The organism is Enterobacter sp. Ap-867, assembly GCF_011752855.1.
Taxonomy (GTDB): Bacteria; Pseudomonadota; Gammaproteobacteria; order Enterobacterales; family Enterobacteriaceae; genus Cedecea.
This window is the reverse complement of record NZ_VWWS01000002.1, coordinates 334926-351138: the sequence shown is the minus strand read 5'-3', so window position 1 is coordinate 351138 and position 16213 is coordinate 334926. Positions and strand designations below refer to the sequence as shown.

Annotated in this window: 13 protein-coding genes, 1 tRNA gene and 1 pseudogene; 6 read left to right on the top strand and 9 right to left on the bottom strand. The window is 51.9% G+C overall.

Translation table 11 applies throughout. From position 1 onward, the window contains the following. Positions 1-33: 33 nt before the first annotated feature. A complete protein-coding gene (gene tsaD, locus F3J26_RS09230; protein ID WP_166993430.1) occupies positions 34-1047 on the bottom strand; it encodes a tRNA (adenosine(37)-N6)-threonylcarbamoyltransferase complex transferase subunit TsaD in 1014 nt (337 codons plus the stop codon). Between the two features lie 249 nt (positions 1048-1296). Here tsaD and rpsU point away from each other — a divergent pair, with 249 nt between their 5' ends. From rpsU to rpoD, 3 genes are all read left to right on the top strand, one after another. Next, positions 1297-1512 carry a 30S ribosomal protein S21 gene (rpsU, locus tag F3J26_RS09225; RefSeq protein WP_001144069.1) on the top strand — a complete coding sequence of 72 codons (216 nt, stop codon included), beginning with the start codon at positions 1297-1299 and terminating at the stop codon, positions 1510-1512. A 153-nt stretch (positions 1513-1665) separates the two neighbouring features. Further along, complete coding sequence (gene dnaG, locus F3J26_RS09220; protein ID WP_008460032.1) at positions 1666-3411, top strand: DNA primase; 1746 nt, start codon at positions 1666-1668, stop codon at positions 3409-3411. Positions 3412-3561: 150 nt separating this feature from the next. Then, positions 3562-5406: an RNA polymerase sigma factor RpoD gene (gene rpoD, locus F3J26_RS09215; RefSeq protein WP_008460031.1), complete on the top strand. Its 1845-nt coding sequence runs from the start codon at positions 3562-3564 to the stop codon at positions 5404-5406. 235 nt (positions 5407-5641) lie between these two features. On the opposite strand, the gene mug is transcribed toward rpoD, so the two are convergent. Next, positions 5642-6148 carry a G/U mismatch-specific DNA glycosylase gene (gene mug / locus F3J26_RS09210; protein ID WP_166993428.1) on the bottom strand — a complete coding sequence of 169 codons (507 nt, stop codon included), beginning with the start codon at positions 6146-6148 and terminating at the stop codon, positions 5642-5644. Positions 6149-6274: 126 nt separating this feature from the next. Here mug and F3J26_RS09205 point away from each other — a divergent pair. After that, positions 6275-6350: transfer RNA gene (locus F3J26_RS09205), tRNA-Ile, on the top strand. Between the two features lie 61 nt (positions 6351-6411). Here the strand turns inward: F3J26_RS09205 and F3J26_RS09200 are convergent. From F3J26_RS09200 to F3J26_RS09170, 7 genes and pseudogenes are all read right to left on the bottom strand, one after another. Beyond that, positions 6412-6734: pseudogene (locus F3J26_RS09200) on the bottom strand (DUF1889 family protein). A gap of 262 nt (positions 6735-6996) precedes the next feature. Further along, positions 6997-7788: a CatB-related O-acetyltransferase gene (locus F3J26_RS09195; protein WP_166993424.1), complete on the bottom strand. Its 792-nt coding sequence runs from the start codon at positions 7786-7788 to the stop codon at positions 6997-6999. A gap of 154 nt (positions 7789-7942) precedes the next feature. Then, positions 7943-9634: a methyl-accepting chemotaxis protein gene (locus tag F3J26_RS09190; protein ID WP_166993422.1), complete on the bottom strand. Its 1692-nt coding sequence runs from the start codon at positions 9632-9634 to the stop codon at positions 7943-7945. 296 nt (positions 9635-9930) lie between these two features. Further along, entirely contained in the window at positions 9931-10380 is a 450-nt protein-coding gene (locus F3J26_RS09185; RefSeq protein WP_034809738.1) for a cupin domain-containing protein, read from the bottom strand. A gap of 416 nt (positions 10381-10796) precedes the next feature. After that, positions 10797-12227, bottom strand: coding sequence for a 6-phospho-beta-glucosidase (locus F3J26_RS09180; RefSeq protein ID WP_166993420.1), 1431 nt, complete (start codon positions 12225-12227; stop codon positions 10797-10799). A 10-nt stretch (positions 12228-12237) separates the two neighbouring features. Beyond that, on the bottom strand, positions 12238-13131 hold the full coding sequence (bglK, locus tag F3J26_RS09175; protein ID WP_166993418.1) for a beta-glucoside kinase BglK: 894 nt from the start codon (positions 13129-13131) through the stop codon (positions 12238-12240). Positions 13132-13487: 356 nt separating this feature from the next. Beyond that, the gene (locus F3J26_RS09170) at positions 13488-14195 is read right to left on the bottom strand and encodes a GntR family transcriptional regulator (RefSeq protein WP_008460014.1); all 708 of its coding nucleotides are present in this window, start codon (positions 14193-14195) and stop codon (positions 13488-13490) included. Positions 14196-14390: 195 nt separating this feature from the next. Between F3J26_RS09170 and F3J26_RS09165 the strand changes: the two genes are divergently transcribed. Together F3J26_RS09165 and F3J26_RS09160 are read left to right on the top strand one after the other, a co-directional pair. After that, a complete protein-coding gene (locus F3J26_RS09165) occupies positions 14391-14705 on the top strand; it encodes a PTS sugar transporter subunit IIB (RefSeq protein WP_166877064.1) in 315 nt (104 codons plus the stop codon). A gap of 132 nt (positions 14706-14837) precedes the next feature. Beyond that, positions 14838-16160 (top strand): PTS sugar transporter subunit IIC, encoded by a 1323-nt coding sequence (locus F3J26_RS09160; RefSeq protein WP_008460011.1) that lies wholly within the window; start codon positions 14838-14840, stop codon positions 16158-16160. Positions 16161-16213 lie beyond the last annotated feature (53 nt).

Sequence of the window (16213 nt, the reverse complement as noted above, 5' to 3'; positions counted from 1 at the left end):
AGGAGTGGTTCCCACTCCTTTTTTTCTCGTTTATCAGGCGGCGGGTAGCTCTGCCAGCGGCCAGCGCGGGCGAACGCTAACGCTCAGCTCGCCGGAAGTACCTGCTTTGAGGCGAATCATCCCGGCATAGGCGATCATGGCGCCATTATCGGTGCAAAATTCCGGCCGCGCGTAAAAGACTTCGCCCCGACGTTTGATCATCATCTCGGCCAGCTTAGCGCGCAGGGTGCGGTTGGCGCTCACGCCGCCCGCCATCACCAGACGTTTAAAGCCGGTATGTTCGAGCGCACGTTTACATTTAATAGCCAGCGTATCCACCACCGCATCTTCAAAGGCGCGGGCGATATCCGCGCGAGTTTGATCGTCAGCGTCGTTATCACGAATGGTGTTTGCCGCGAAGGTTTTCAGGCCAGAGAAGCTGAAATCCATGCCCGGGCGGTCGGTCATAGGACGTGGGAAGGTGAAACGCCCCGGCGTACCCTGGGCCGCCATTTTGGAAAGCAGCGGCCCGCCTGGGTAGTCAAGCCCCAGCAGCTTAGCGGTTTTATCGAACGCTTCGCCTGCCGCATCATCGATAGACTCACCCAGCAGTTCATATTTACCAATGCCGGTGACGCTGATCAATTGGGTATGGCCGCCGGAAACCAGCAGCGCGACGAACGGGAACTCGGGCGGATTGTCTTCCAGCATCGGCGCCAGCAGGTGGCCTTCCATGTGGTGGACCGGCACGGCAGGCACGTCCCAGGCAAACGCCAGCGAGCGGCCAATGGTTGCGCCAACCAGCAGCGCGCCAACCAGGCCCGGCCCGGCGGTGTACGCCACGCCGTCGATATCTTTGGCGGTTAATCCCGCCTCTTTTAGGGCAGCCTGGATAAGCGGCACGGTCTTGCGAACGTGATCGCGGGAGGCCAGCTCCGGCACCACGCCGCCGTAGTCAGCGTGAAGTTTCACCTGACTATACAATTGGTTGGCTAATAACCCTTTCTCATCGTCATAAATGGCGATGCCGGTTTCATCACAGGATGTTTCGATTCCCAGTACACGCATGGCTTGTTTTACCTCTTTGGCCCGGCGCGAAGTTTAATCCCGGTGGCTTCCTTTGTAAAACTTTGCTGCCCCTGGACGGGACTAATGGTGTATAATCTGCGGTCCTGGAAGATACCGGCCCTAAAAGCCAGGTTTCTGGTCGTTCGGTGCTTTACAAAGCAGCAAGAGTTGCAGTAAAATTCCGCACCATTTTGAATTAAGCTGGCCTGTATGCCAGCGGCAAACCGAATTATTAAAGGTGAGAGTTACATGCCGGTAATTAAAGTACGTGAAAACGAGCCGTTCGACGTAGCACTGCGTCGCTTCAAGCGTTCCTGCGAGAAAGCAGGCGTTCTGGCGGAAGTCCGTCGTCGTGAGTTCTATGAAAAACCAACGACCGAACGTAAGCGCGCTAAAGCTTCTGCTGTGAAACGCCACGCGAAGAAACTGGCTCGCGAAAACGCACGCCGCACTCGTCTGTACTAATCTTCTGAGGATTCACTCCTCAACATCAGACTGAGTAGTAGTTATAAGGCCGTGCTTCCGAAAGGAATGCGCGGCTTATTCTCGTTTATAAACTGACATATCCCTGAGCTTTTAGGCCACCGCCTGAGAGATGACGGATATAGCATGGGGCCTATGGCTGGACGAATCCCGCGTGTTTTTATCAATGACCTGATCGCTCGCACCGACATCGTCGACCTGATCGATGCTCGCGTGAAGCTGAAAAAGCAGGGCAAGAACTACCACGCATGTTGTCCATTCCATAACGAGAAAACCCCCTCTTTCACCGTGAACGGTGATAAACAGTTTTACCACTGCTTTGGCTGTGGCGCACACGGTAACGCCCTCGACTTCCTGATGAACTACGACAAGCTCGAGTTTGTCGAAAGCGTTGAAGAGCTGGCGACCATGCACAACCTTGAAGTGCCGTACGAAGCGGGCAATGGCCCAAGCCAGATCGAACGACACCAGCGCCAAAGCCTGTATCAACTGATGGACGGCCTGAACGCCTTTTATCAGCAGTCCCTGAAGCAGCCCGCCGCAGAACCGGCGCGTCAGTATCTGGGCAAGCGTGGCCTGAGCGATGAGGTCATTAGCCATTTCGCCATCGGCTATGCGCCACCCGGCTGGGATAATGCGCTTAAACGCTTTGGCGGCAACAGCGAAAACCGCCAGGCGCTGACGGACGCAGGCATGCTGGTCACCAACGACCAGGGCCGCAGTTACGACCGTTTTCGCGAGCGGGTCATGTTCCCGATTCGCGATAAACGCGGCCGGGTCATCGGGTTTGGTGGACGCGTGCTGGGCGATGCCCTGCCGAAATACCTGAACTCCCCGGAAACCGACATTTTTCACAAGGGCCGCCAGCTGTATGGCCTGTATGAAGCCCAGCAGAGCCAGCCGGAACCGGCACGCCTTCTGGTAGTCGAAGGATATATGGATGTGGTGGCGCTGGCGCAGTACGGCATTTCCTACGCCGTTGCTTCCCTGGGTACCTCCACCACCGCCGATCATATTCAGTTGCTGTTCCGGGTGACAGATAATGTCGTCTGCTGTTATGACGGCGATCGCGCAGGACGAGACGCGGCATGGCGAGCGCTGGAAACTGCGCTACCTTATATGACGGACGGTCGTCAGCTGCGGTTTATGTTCCTGCCCGACGGTGAAGACCCGGATACGCTGGTGCGCAAAGAAGGAAAGGACGCGTTTGAAGCGCGGATGGAGCAGGCTCAGCCGCTCTCCACGTTCCTGTTTAACAGCCTGCTGCCGCAGGTTGATTTGAGTACGCCAGACGGAAGAGCGCGACTAAGCACGCTGGCTCTGCCGCTGATTAGCCAGGTACCCGGCGAAACGCTGCGTATCTATCTGCGCCAGGAGCTGGGCAACAAGCTCGGTATTCTGGACGACAGCCAGCTTGAAAAGCTGATGCCCAAACAGGTCGAGGGGGCAACACCTCGTCCGGCGCCTCAGCTAAAACGCACAACCATGCGTATACTGATAGGGTTATTGGTACAGAATCCGGAACTGGCTCCGCTGGTCCCGCCACTAAGCGGGCTGGATGCCGCAAAGCTGCCGGGTTTAACGCTGTTTAGCGACCTGGTTGACGCTTGCCTGGCGCATCCGGGGCTGACCACCGGGCAGCTACTGGAACAATATCGTGGCACAAATGAGGCCACAACCCTTGAAAAACTCTCGGCGTGGGACGATATAGCAGATAAGGACATTGCTGAAAAAACGTTCACCGACTCGCTGGACCATCTTTTTGAGTCGGCGCTGGAGCTGAGATTTGAAGAATTAATGGCACGTTCCAGAACGACGGGGCTGACCCCTGCGGAACGTGAAGAAGTTCGCGTGATCACGCAATCACGCGCCAAAAAATAGATTCGCGGCTTAACTGCCGAACATTGATCGGGTCACCCCCGAACGCCGCACGGACGGGCTGCGGCATAAAAATAAATCAGCCCTCGTACGTTATTGTTGGCGGCAACGCCTACCGACACAACCCTAATACTGAAGTGTGGATACCGTCTTATGGAGCAAAACCCGCAGTCACAGCTCAAGCTTCTTGTCCAACGTGGTAAGGAGCAAGGCTATCTGACCTATGCCGAGGTCAATGACCATCTGCCGGAAGATATCGTCGACTCCGATCAGATCGAAGACATCATCCAAATGATCAACGACATGGGCATTCAGGTGATGGAAGAAGCCCCTGATGCCGATGATCTTTTGCTTGCTGAAAACTCTAACAGCACCGATGAAGACGCGGAAGAAGCGGCTGCCCAGGTGCTGTCCAGCGTGGAGTCCGAAATTGGACGTACCACCGACCCCGTGCGTATGTACATGCGCGAAATGGGGACCGTTGAACTGTTAACCCGTGAGGGTGAGATCGATATCGCGAAGCGTATCGAAGACGGTATCAACCAGGTACAGTGCTCGGTTGCCGAGTACCCGGAAGCGATCACCTATCTGCTGGAGCAGTACGATCGCGTTGAAGCTGAAGAAGCACGCCTGTCCGACCTCATCACCGGCTTTGTTGACCCTAACGCGGAAGAAGATCTCGCGCCAACCGCAACCCACGTCGGCTCCGAACTCTCTCAGGAAGAAATGGACGACGATGAGGACGAAGACGAAGAGTCTGATGACGACAGCTCCGACGATGACAACAGCATCGACCCGGAACTGGCGCGCGAAAAATTTGGTGAGCTGCGCAAGCAGTACGAACTGACTCGCGACACCATCAAAGCGAAGGGCCGCAGCCACGCTGACGCCGCCGCGGAGATCCTGCAGCTGTCTGAAGTGTTCAAACAGTTCCGCCTGGTGCCGAAACAGTTCGACTACCTGGTCAACAGCATGCGCGTCATGATGGACCGCGTTCGTACCCAAGAACGTATCATCATGAAGCTGTGCGTTGAGCAGTGCAAAATGCCGAAGAAAAACTTCATCACGCTGTTCACCGGCAACGAAACCAGCGAAACCTGGTTCAACGCGGCCATTGCGATGAACAAGCCGTGGTCTGAGAAGCTGCATGAAGTCTCCGAAGACGTTCACCGCAGCCTGCAGAAACTGCAGCAGATCGAAGAAGAGACCGGCCTGACCATCGAGCAGGTAAAAGACATCAACCGTCGCATGTCCATTGGTGAAGCGAAAGCGCGCCGTGCGAAGAAAGAGATGGTTGAAGCCAACCTGCGTCTGGTTATTTCTATCGCTAAGAAATACACCAACCGTGGCCTGCAGTTCCTCGACCTGATTCAGGAAGGCAACATCGGCCTGATGAAAGCCGTGGATAAGTTTGAATACCGCCGTGGCTATAAGTTCTCGACTTATGCAACCTGGTGGATCCGTCAGGCTATCACCCGCTCTATCGCCGACCAGGCGCGTACCATCCGTATTCCGGTGCACATGATTGAGACCATCAACAAGCTCAACCGTATTTCGCGCCAGATGCTGCAAGAGATGGGCCGTGAGCCAACGCCGGAAGAGTTAGCCGAACGTATGCTGATGCCGGAAGACAAAATCCGTAAAGTGCTGAAAATTGCCAAAGAGCCTATCTCCATGGAAACGCCAATCGGCGACGATGAAGATTCGCATCTGGGTGATTTCATCGAGGACACCACCCTCGAGCTGCCGCTGGATTCTGCCACCTCCGAAAGTCTGCGTTCCGCAACGCACGATGTTCTGGCTGGCCTGACAGCGCGTGAGGCGAAAGTCCTGCGTATGCGCTTCGGTATCGACATGAATACCGACCACACGCTGGAAGAAGTGGGTAAACAGTTCGACGTTACCCGCGAACGTATCCGTCAGATCGAAGCGAAGGCGCTGCGCAAACTGCGCCACCCAAGCCGCTCTGAAGTCCTGCGTAGCTTCCTGGACGATTAATCGGTGTCAAAAATTGAAAAGCTCCCGCCAGGGAGCTTTTTTTTGCCTTGAATTTGCGGTTTCTCCCGCCTCCCGCAGGCACCTCTTTTTCACTTATCTCTCCATACACAGCTTTTAATTCCCCCTTTTCCCTCAGGGAAATTATTTTCATTCCCTCTCACCCTCCTGGAGCCTCTTTTCATTCCCCTCTCACTCTGGGAGAGGGCCGGGGTGAGGGAAAACGGCAACACCTTACCTACCGCCCGCGCGCCGTCAGCGACTCATTCAGCTCTCTATAGGCCTCCACCAGCTTATCCACCGTGATGCGGCTCAAGCCACTCGGATTAGGCAAAATCCACACCTCGGTATCACCAAGGGTTATCTCCTGTCTGCCCCATTTCGCGCCACGCTGCCTGAACGCCTGCTCAAAGGCCTGCTTGCCCAGAATCGCCAGCGCTCCCGGCTGGTACTCCTGCATCTTTGTAATCAGCTCTCGCCCGCCAGCACGCAGCTCCTGCAGTGCCACTTCGTTTGCCTGCACGGTTGGCCGCTCCACCAGTTTCGTCACGCCGCAGCCGTAGGAAAGCAACAGCTGCGCCTCCTCAGGCTTGAGCTGGCGGTCCGTAAAACCCGCAAGATGAAGCACTTTCCAGAAGCGATTGGCAGGATGAGCAAAAGGCAGCCCGAGATGAGCGGATGATTTTCCCGGATTAATGCCGCAAAACACGACCCGAAGGTCAGGCTGAAGGATATCGCTAACCATTGCATTTCTCATCTGAAGGAATCGAGCGGGAAGTATAAGGGATTGATTAGCCATTGTTTATAAAATCAGCACATGTAATTTAAGCGCTGGATTGCCATCGACAGTTACATTATAATTCAGCGCCACGGCCCCTTAGCTCAGTGGTTAGAGCAGGCGACTCATAATCGCTTGGTCGCTGGTTCAAGTCCAGCAGGGGCCACCAGACAAAAAAGGCTGACGAGAAATCGTCAGCCTTTTTGCTGTGCGGGTCATGGGGATTTCGTTTACACCAGTGCCCGAAGCTCTTCTTTCATGTAGGCAGAAAAGTATTCAGGATTTTTAATCACGAGGCGGTTACCGGACTCAACCTTGTCCGCCCAACCGGCGACTTTTTTCGTGAAGTCGGTGTTCCATCCCTCCTGGGCACCTCGGGCCGTAACGTCGGCAGCACTTGCCGGGACGCCCAATTGCTTCAGATACCTAAGCATTCCCTTCGCGGTGCTCTCATCCATAGGGTGCGGCACAGAGGCCGAGGTGTTCATACCACCAATGAAGTCTAACGCTTTATCAATCGCTGTTGGCATAATTTATCCTTAAAATTAACCACTTAATCAATAAGACTGTGACAAGCGAGATCAAATGTACCATTAATCAAACTTCATTTTTTCAGGGTCAGTCACGTTTATGACCAGTACAAAGGGTTCTTTCCTTCCCGCCAGCCCTATTTCCGTTGTTTTATCACTCAAAGCCGGCATGGTGAAGAACATGCCAGCCTGTAATATCGAGCGGGAAAGGCAATGATTGATAAACGTTCCCAGAGGGTCGCAGAAACGAAAAATAAAGCCTCACGACAATGAGCAGTCGCAAAATTAAAGCGTCTTAAAGTCTTTAGAAAGATCGAATTTCTTATACTCTTTTACCTTCAATCTTCCACTGGCAATCCCATCACTAATCTCTTTAATAAAATAATCGATATCGTCACATTTATTATTATCAGGAAGTTCCGGGTAGTTATAATCCCACCATTTCAAATGTAATAACTCATTAATTACATCAGCATTAAAACGGTATTTAATTACCCTGGCTGGCACACCTGCAAAAACGGCATAAGGAGGCACATCCTTTGTCACCACAGCGTTTGCAGCAATAACTGCGCCATCACCGATGGTAATTCCCCCTTTTAAAACCACATCGTTGCCTATTACAGGATTTTTTTGCGTTGTATCAAACGGTTTTAATACCCACTGCCGATTAAATTCAGTCCTGGCATATTTATCAAATCCCCCGTTGTAGGTCAGCATATGTGTGGTAAATCTGTCCATAGGATGATTGCCACCCATCACCTTCACATTCCCGGCAATACTGCAGAATCTGCCGATGACAGTATTGCCTGAAAAATGGCAACTTGGAAATGAAAACGCGCCCACGCTGGAAAAATTACGTATCGGCATAGTGGAATACTCTTCGGCGATAACATTATCATCAATTTTTATTTTATCGCCTTTGACGAAACGCAATAAACTTCTCTCTTTATAAACCTTCCTGCCTTTGTGACCTAAAAATACCTTATTATCCGCACAGTACTCATAATGTCTTTTTGTCCATCTAAAGGTATAACCATTATTATTTTCTTCAGTAAACTTAAATAATTCGCTTTTCATATTCTCAACATTTATAAGATTGGCACTATGTTAAAAATAAAGATATCCCACTCACCTGTTTTTATCAACTTTGCAGAACGAGGTGAATTTAACCTAAAAACAGTAAGGCCCGAGTAAACCCGGGCCTTAGTTTTAAAACAGCTTACGGCAGATTTTAGAACTGCTCCCAGTTATCTAAACGGCCACCGTTCGCGGCAAGCTGTGGCCTGCGAGTGGTAGAAGCCGGTGCGGGTTTATCCTGGCGGGCGTTAGCTGCGGCAATGACCTGCCCGGTATTGAAGATACTCATCAGCTGCACCAACCGAGTAGCCTGATCGCTGAGGCTCTCAGCGGCGCTGGCAGACTCCTCCACCAGCGCAGCGTTCTGCTGCGTAACCTGATCCAGTTGAGTGATCGCCACGTTGATCTGCGCAATCCCCTGCCCCTGCTCTTCCGTCGTCACGCCAATTTCAGAAATAAGCCCGGCCACGCGGTGGGACTGTTGCACCAGGTCATCGATCGTCGTTCCCGCCGAACTCACCATATCCGATCCTTTTGTTACCGTACGCATGCTGTCCTCAATCAGGGCTTTGATCTCACTGGCCGCTGAAGCAGAACGCTGCGCCAGCGAGCGAACTTCCCCGGCAACTACTGCAAAACCGCGCCCGGACTCCCCTGCACGAGCGGCTTCCACGGCAGCATTCAGCGCCAGAATGTTCGTCTGGAATGCGATGCCGTCAATAACGCTAATAATGTCGCCAATTTTCTGTGAGCTTTCGCTAATTTCACGCATCGTCAGCACCAGATTATTAACGGCATTCCCGCTTTGCGTGGCCGTTTCGCTGGCAGAGTTGGCCAGGCGAGTCGCAGTGCGCACCGTCTCGGCATTCTGCTGAATAGTCTGGCTCATTTGTTCCATCGAAGCGGCCGTTTCCTGCAGGCTGGCCGCTTGCTCTTCGGTGCGTTGGCTGAGATCGGTGCTGCCAGCAGCAATCTCGCTGGCACCCACGGAGATAGAATGGCTGCTGTCTCGCACTTCACGCACAACCCCGAGCAGACGGCTACGCATCTCATCCATAGCCGCGAGCAGACTTCTGGTGTCCCCTTGCTTCAGTTCAACGGCGGTATTGAGCTGACCCTCAGAAACTTGTTTGGCCACGGAGACGGCATAAACGGGCTCGCCGCCAAGCTGACCTTTCACCGCTCGCCCGATGCTCCAGGCAATCAAAGAGCCAATCACGGCACTGATAATCGTAATAATCAACAACAAGTTACCGGCAAAATGAGCTTCCTCCACATAGCCACGGGCCATGCCCACCGTGCTACCGGAATGATCGCTAATCATCTCGCTGAGCGCATCGAGTACTCTGGCCTGGGGGCCAACCACTTCGCTGATGACTAACGCGCGGGCGGCATCATACTGCCCCGCCGCGCTGACGCTCATCACCTTGCGAAGCGCCTGGGAATATGCCGGGCGAACATTGTTCAGGTTGTCGAACAGCTCGCGAGAATGCTTAAGCCTCAGCGCCTTATCCAGCTGTTTCAAGAGGACGTTGTTGTCTGCGATACGCTTTTCGAGTACCTGGTTGGTTTTTGTAATGTAGTCCCGACTCTCAGCTTCGGTATGCGGCAGCGTGGTGAACAACGCCATATCACGAATATCGTGGGCATTGTCCGTAATATTATCCTTAATCTTTACGATCAGCAGCAAATTCACAAGGCGGACATTGGCGGCATAATTAAGGTTATTTCCAACAGAAACCAACTGCATTCTGGCAAATAATGCGACAAAGAATCCAATAGCGATGACCAGCGCAAAGCCAGCCCCCAGCATAGTACTAAGGCGCATATTCTTCAGTTTGTTCATAAATCCCTCTGAGCTTTAATGGTTATATCGCAGGCAATAAGAGGAGGTAATTGGTAGAAATCACATCAACGGTTGCGACGGTGTTTTTTTAATTATCGATTTTTTATCGGCAGCCTGAGAGACTTCTTTAGCCATTATTTATAATGATCTGTCCACATAAAATAATGACAAAGAGATGACAAGTAATGAACGAATTAATGTTCTAAACAGAATTAAAACTACTATTTTTAGGAGTGGCAGCCCCGTTCCATTGTGTGGTTAACGGGACTGAAATTAGCGCTTTATCTGTGCAGGATTTATTTATCTGCGATGAAGCGATCGTCGTCTCCCACCGGGATATAAACGCGCACCCACTCCTTCCCATCAACGATATCCCAGCTGTGCCCTTCGCCGGCGGTATCTGCTGCAAGCAGTACTGTACCTGGCTCGATGATGAACGTAGAGCCGTCGCTAACCTTAAACTTCAGCTTGCCTTTCAGGGTAACCACATACTGCTTTTTCGGTGCCGGATGCACCCCTTTCTGCCACTCTTCAAAGGTATTACTGAAATAGAGATTTTCAGAAGAAAGTTTCGCCAGAGAGGGAATTGAACCTTTTACAAACGCAGAGTGATTATCAGCCGTGTTAATCAATTTTATCGCTGGAATACGGTGTTCGCTGGCATCTGTCTTTGTGGCTTCGGCATGTCCAAGCATTGAAACAAGCAAACCTGTGGTGGCCAACATAAGCCGTGTTATTTTTTTCATAATCGTGTCCAGAGTTAATTTCAGCCAGCAGTTTTTCGGTGAATAAAGCACCGTAACAAAAAACAAAATTCAAGGTTAGTACACCAGAGGTGGTCAATTTCGTCAATATCATGCACGACAAGTTTATTTAGTTAATAAATTAAATATATATAAAGAAAATGTGGAGTGAAAAAACATCCAGACGGGTATTTCAATACAGGCTAACTTTGATTGTCATTAAACGGTAAAAGAATATTTTAGAACAAAATAAACTAAATACAGAAGGTGATAGCCATAATTTAACTTAACGCTTTATTCTAAAAATCCAGGAATAGCGTCAGCCTGGTGGCCGAGTGAATTCAGTTCAGGGGTTGAACACATGCAAATAAAAACGCTGGTGTTGAAACCAGCGTTCAGTCAGTCAGCCACAGGCGTTATCAGAGCTTTTCGCCGTTGCTCTCAATCACATCTTTGTACCACTGGAAGGATTTCTTACGGCTGCGGCTCAGGCTGCCGTGGCCTTCGTTGTCTTTATCGACGTAGATAAAGCCGTAGCGTTTTTTCATTTCGCCCGTCCCGGCGGAGACCAGGTCGATACAGCCCCACGGGGTGTAGCCCATCAGGTCAACGCCGTCTTCCACTACCGCTTTTTTCATTTCTGCGACGTGCGCCGAAAGATAATCGATGCGGTACTGGTCGTCCACGAAGCCGTCGGCCTGCGCCACGTCAATCGCCCCGAAGCCGTTTTCCACAATAAACAGCGGCAGCTGATAGTGATCCCAGAACCAGTTCAGAGAATAACGCAGGCCCACCGGGTCAATCTGCCAGCCCCAGTCGGATTTTTGCACGTACGGGTTAGACACGAGGCTTTTTGATTCGTCGTAGTCAAACTGCGGGTTGTCGGCGCTGGCTTTGGTGGCAAACGACATGTAGTAGCTGAAGCCAATGTAATCGACGCAGCCTTCGGCCAGCGCCGCAAGATCTTCGTCGGTAATATCCAGCTCAAAACCACGGCGCTCGAAGTAGTTCAGCAGGTGCTGCGGGTACTTACCGCGCACGTGGACGTCGGTGAACCAGTAGCGGCGGTGCATCGCATTCATCGCCATCATCATATCGCCTGGCGCACAGGTCAGCGGGTAAATTGGGCACATGGCAATCATGCAGCCAACCTGCAGCGCAGGGTTGATTTCACGGGCTGCACGCACCGCCAGAGCGCTGGCAACCAGCTCATAGTGAGACGCCTGGTACATCACCGGCTCGCGATCTTCACCCGGCTGATACTTCAGGCCCGAGTTGGTGAACGGCGCGAAGTCTTCGTGGTAGTTGGCCTGGTTGTTGATCTCGTTGAAGGTCATCCAGTACTTCACTTTGTGCTGATAGCGAGTGAAGACCACTTTCGAGAAGCGCAGGAAGAAATCAATCAGCTTACGGTTACGCCAGCCGCCGTATTCGGTGACCAGATGATAAGGCATTTCGAAGTGCGACAGCGTAATCACCGGCTCAATGCCGTGCTTCAGGCATTCGTCAAACAGGTCGTCATAGAACTGCAGGCCGGCTTCGTTCGGCTCCAGCTCGTCGCCCAGCGGGAAAATACGCGTCCAGGCAATAGAGGTACGGAAGCATTTGAAGCCCATCTCGGCAAACAGCTGGATGTCTTCTTTGTAGCGGTGGTAGAAGTCGATCGCTTCATGGTTAGGGTAGTTTTTTCCCTGCAGCACGCCATCGGTAATTTCACGCGGGACGCCGTGGGCACCGGCCGTCATCACATCCGCAACGCTAACGCCTTTGCCGCCCGCTTTCCAGCCACCTTCCAGCTGGTGCGCCGCAACCGCGCCGCCCCACAGAAAACCTTCTTTGAATCCAGACATATTCTCTCCCTTAATTAGAGATCGCATGCTGCGACCGATAGTGCTGATTAAAATGGTAGACCGCGCCAATGAGTCCGGCATCGTTGCCGTGACTGACGGTGTCGATATAGCCGTCGAGGGTGAACCAGGCCAGATGTTCGCGCAGCAGCGCAAGGAAGCCTGGGCGTTCCACAATGCCGCCGCCGAGCAGGATTTTTTCCGGGTCGAACAGATTGACGAGGTTATAAAGGCCGGTGCCGAGATCGTTGAAGAACGCGTTCACCATACGCTGGCACGCCACGTCGCCGGCATCAAAGCGGTCGAAAATCTCTTCCCCGCTGACGGCCTCAAGCGGCTTGCCGACATACTCCGCGTAGTCTTTGCGCAGGGTTCTCAGGGTGCAGGTATCGTTCATGGTGTAGCGGCGAACATCGCGTGGGCCAGGGCGTTCGGTCAGCATGTAACCGAATTCTCCCGCCCGGAAGCGCGCGCCGTGTACCAGTTGGTTATTGCAGAAAATCGCCCCGCCGATACCGGTGCCGATGGTCAGTACGAGGAAGTTGCTCATCCCCGCCGCTTTCCCCTGCCAGCGTTCGGCCAGCAGGACGCAGTTGGCGTCATTTTCGATGGCAACAGGCAGCTGCGTGCTTTCTTCCAGCCATTCTTTGATGGCAAAGTTGTCGAAGCGGCGGATGGCCCCGCCCATTTCGATAAAGCCAGTGTGCGGATTGACATAGCCAGGGGCGCTGATCGCCACGCCTTCACAGCCGGGATGCTCGGCAATCCACGCTAAAATGGCCTGTAAAATTTGCTCGCCATCGCTGTCGTCGATCGTCTCTTTGCCTTTTGCCAGTATCTCGCCCTGCGAGTTGACGATCCCCATTTTTAAAGCCGTACCACCGATATCAAATGCGGCGATATTCATACGCTAATTCCTCCTGCATATTTCCGGCTCATCGTTTATTTCCACTGAAACGAGGAAACTATTTCGCACCGGTCATATTCATGCCTGGTAAAAGGAATACAAAAATTGACGAGTTCAATTTTTAATTATCAGTTCTGAAAACGAAGAAAATCTTAATCAATGGGAGGCGCATCAGGCAATAGAAGGGGGATAACACATTGAACAACTTTTGAACCTGTCAAAAGATATGATATACAGTGAGTTACCGCTGATATTCATCTTTCAGAATCGACAGGTTCATTTTCATGAACATTATTGAACCTCTTTTTAAAGCAGAACTGTGACCGACGTGGCGAATACAAGGTCAGCCACAGCGGCTAGCCCGCCTTACGAGGCAAAAAATACTTCACCTGGAACTCGAACACGTTGGTGTAGAGGATCGAGTAATCAATCGGGCTGTGGCTGGCGTCAACGGACTGGGTTTCCATGCGGATAATCGGGTCGCGGGTACTGATGTGCAGCATTTTGGCAATCTCGGTTGACGGCAGAATGGGCTGAAACGCCTCGTAGCAGCCGTGAATTTTGACGCCGCATTCATCTTCGATGTAGGAAAATTTCGAACGCTTCATGTGGTTGACCGTCAGGTCGGGGAAGCGGTTCACCGACAGCCAGGTCTCTTCCAGCTGCATCGGCACGTTGTCGATGTGGCGCAGTCGTTTGGCGTAATAGACCGGTTCGCCGATGGCCAGCTGCAGGCGGCTGGCAATCTCTTCCGATGCCTGCTGCAGCTCAAATCTCAGCACCTGGCTGGACGGTTTTTTCCCTTCACTTCGGGCAATCTCGGTGAAGCTGTCCAGATGCGTAACCGAAGCCTGAAAATGTTTATTTCGCACATAGGTGCCGGAGCCGTGCCTACGCTCAATCAACGCCTCATCTTCCAGTACTTTCAATGCTTTACGCAAGGTATTACGTGACACATTGTAGAACTCAGCCAGCTCTTTCTCCGAAGGGAGGATGTCGCCGATATGATAAGTTGGGCTGCTGATCCTGTTTTTTAGTAAGTTAACAACATCTTTGTATACCACTTTTGAACCTCCTGAACTTATTTAAAAACAGTCAATTACCGTTCGAGTCATAATAAAAGCGCAACACAGGTCCATTTTCACTTTGCTTTCTGCACCACTCGGGCATGACTAACTGTGATCGAAATGGCAGATGAACGCATTGATATTCATTAAGTTAGCCGCTGGTTGATTATCTACGAAGCGTTAAGGGGAAAAATGAAGAATATATTATTGGTTTGTGCGGCCGGGATGTCTACCAGCATGCTGGTGAAAAGAATGCAGGATCACGCCAGCGCGGGAAATATTTCGGTCAATATTAATGCACTGGCGATTGCCGAGGCGAAAGAAAGAATTAAAAGAAATGAAGCAGATGTTGTTCTGCTGGGACCTCAGGTTCGCTTCCAAAAAAGTGAAATAGAAGAAATCGCCCAGGGGAAAATTCCGGTAGCAGTAATCGACATGAAGTATTACGGGCAAATGGATGGCAAATCAGTTCTTGATTCCGCACTGAATTTACTCGGTGAACGCTAAGCTTTCCAGCCAAAATAACAACCCAATGGGTAATTGATTAGGTTTATCGTTACGCGACCTGCTATTAAGCAGAGGCTTCGCCAATAAACTTATATCATCAGTCAATATCTCTCTAATGATAAAGGGCGCATCATGAGTATTATGAATGCCTTTGAGCGCGGTATGGAAAAGCTCCTTGTTCCTATTGCGATTAAATTAAACTCTCAGATACACGTCTCGGCCATCCGCGATGCATTTATTTTGTCGTTCCCCATCGTTATGGCCAGCTCGCTGATCGTGCTGATTAACTTTGCCATCCTTTCACCGGATGGTTTCATTGCTTCACTGCTGCATCTCGGCGTGTTATTCCCTAACTTAGCCGAAGCTCAAAACATATTCTCCCCGGTGATGAATGGGTCGGTGAATATCATGTCGATCATGATTGCCTTCCTGGTCGCACGTAATATCGCTATCAGCTATCAGCAGGACGACTTGCTGTGCGGCCTGACCGCTATCGGCGCGTTCTTCGTGGTCTATACCCCTTATCAAATGATGGGCGGGCAGTCGTATCTGACCACGCAATATCTGGGGCCGCAGGGGCTTTTTGTGGCGGTGATTGTCGCGCTGATTACCGGGGAAATCTTCTGCCGCCTGGCGCGTAACCCGAAGATCACCATCACCATGCCAGACGCCGTACCGCCGGCGGTTGCACGCTCATTTAAAGTTTTAATTCCTATCTTCTTCGTGATGATCTTCTTCTCGGTGCTGAACTACTGCCTGACGAAAATCTCCCCGAATGGCCTGAACGAACTGATTTATACCCTGATTCAGGCCCCGCTGAAAAACATGGGTACCAATATCGTCGCGGTGCTGGTGCTTGGCGTGGTCACCAACTTCCTGTGGGTGCTGGGCATTCACGGGCCGAACACCACGGCGGCGATTCGCGAGACTATTTTCTCCGAAGCTAACCTCGAAAACCTCTCTTTTGCCGCATCCAACGGCACTACGTGGGGGGCGCCATACCCTATCACCTGGGGGAGCATCAACGACGCCTTCGCCAACTACGGTGGATCGGGAATGACGCTCGGCCTGCTGCTGGCTATTTTTATTGCCTCCCGCCGTGCCGACTACCGCGATCTGGCGAAAATGGCCTTCGTGCCGGGCCTGTTTAACATCAACGAACCGGTGATTTTCGGCCTGCCCATCGTGCTGAACCCGATCCTGATCATTCCGTTTATCATGGTGCCGTTCGTCAACTCTTTGGTGGGCTACACCTTCGTCACTCTGGAGATTATTCCACCAATTGCCTATGCCGTACCGTGGACAACGCCGGGGCCGCTCATCGCCTTCTTCGGCACCGGGGGGAACTGGATGGCATTGATTGTCGGGCTGCTATGCCTGGCCATCTCCACGCTAATTTATTTACCGTTCGTTATGGCCGCCAATAAGGTAAATGCAGCACAGGCGGCGCAGTAATAAATAAACCGATGATAGCAATTTAATTTTCACCCGCCTCCGGTTATTAAAAC

Excerpts from the sequence above, each read along its gene's own strand:
- tsaD (WP_166993430.1), bottom strand. The coding sequence starts at position 1,047 with ATGCGTGTACTGGGAATCGAAACATCCTGTGATGAAACCGGCATCGCC.
- rpsU (WP_001144069.1), top strand. The coding sequence starts at position 1,297 with ATGCCGGTAATTAAAGTACGTGAAAACGAGCCGTTCGACGTAGCACTG.
- dnaG (WP_008460032.1), top strand. The coding sequence starts at position 1,666 with ATGGCTGGACGAATCCCGCGTGTTTTTATCAATGACCTGATCGCTCGC.
- rpoD (WP_008460031.1), top strand. The coding sequence starts at position 3,562 with ATGGAGCAAAACCCGCAGTCACAGCTCAAGCTTCTTGTCCAACGTGGT.
- mug (WP_166993428.1), bottom strand. The coding sequence starts at position 6,148 with ATGGTTAGCGATATCCTTCAGCCTGACCTTCGGGTCGTGTTTTGCGGC.
- F3J26_RS09195 (WP_166993424.1), bottom strand. The coding sequence starts at position 7,788 with ATGAAAAGCGAATTATTTAAGTTTACTGAAGAAAATAATAATGGTTAT.
- F3J26_RS09190 (WP_166993422.1), bottom strand. The coding sequence starts at position 9,634 with ATGAACAAACTGAAGAATATGCGCCTTAGTACTATGCTGGGGGCTGGC.
- F3J26_RS09185 (WP_034809738.1), bottom strand. The coding sequence starts at position 10,380 with ATGAAAAAAATAACACGGCTTATGTTGGCCACCACAGGTTTGCTTGTT.
- F3J26_RS09180 (WP_166993420.1), bottom strand. The coding sequence starts at position 12,227 with ATGTCTGGATTCAAAGAAGGTTTTCTGTGGGGCGGCGCGGTTGCGGCG.
- bglK (WP_166993418.1), bottom strand. The coding sequence starts at position 13,131 with ATGAATATCGCCGCATTTGATATCGGTGGTACGGCTTTAAAAATGGGG.
- F3J26_RS09165 (WP_166877064.1), top strand. The coding sequence starts at position 14,391 with ATGAAGAATATATTATTGGTTTGTGCGGCCGGGATGTCTACCAGCATG.
- F3J26_RS09160 (WP_008460011.1), top strand. The coding sequence starts at position 14,838 with ATGAGTATTATGAATGCCTTTGAGCGCGGTATGGAAAAGCTCCTTGTT.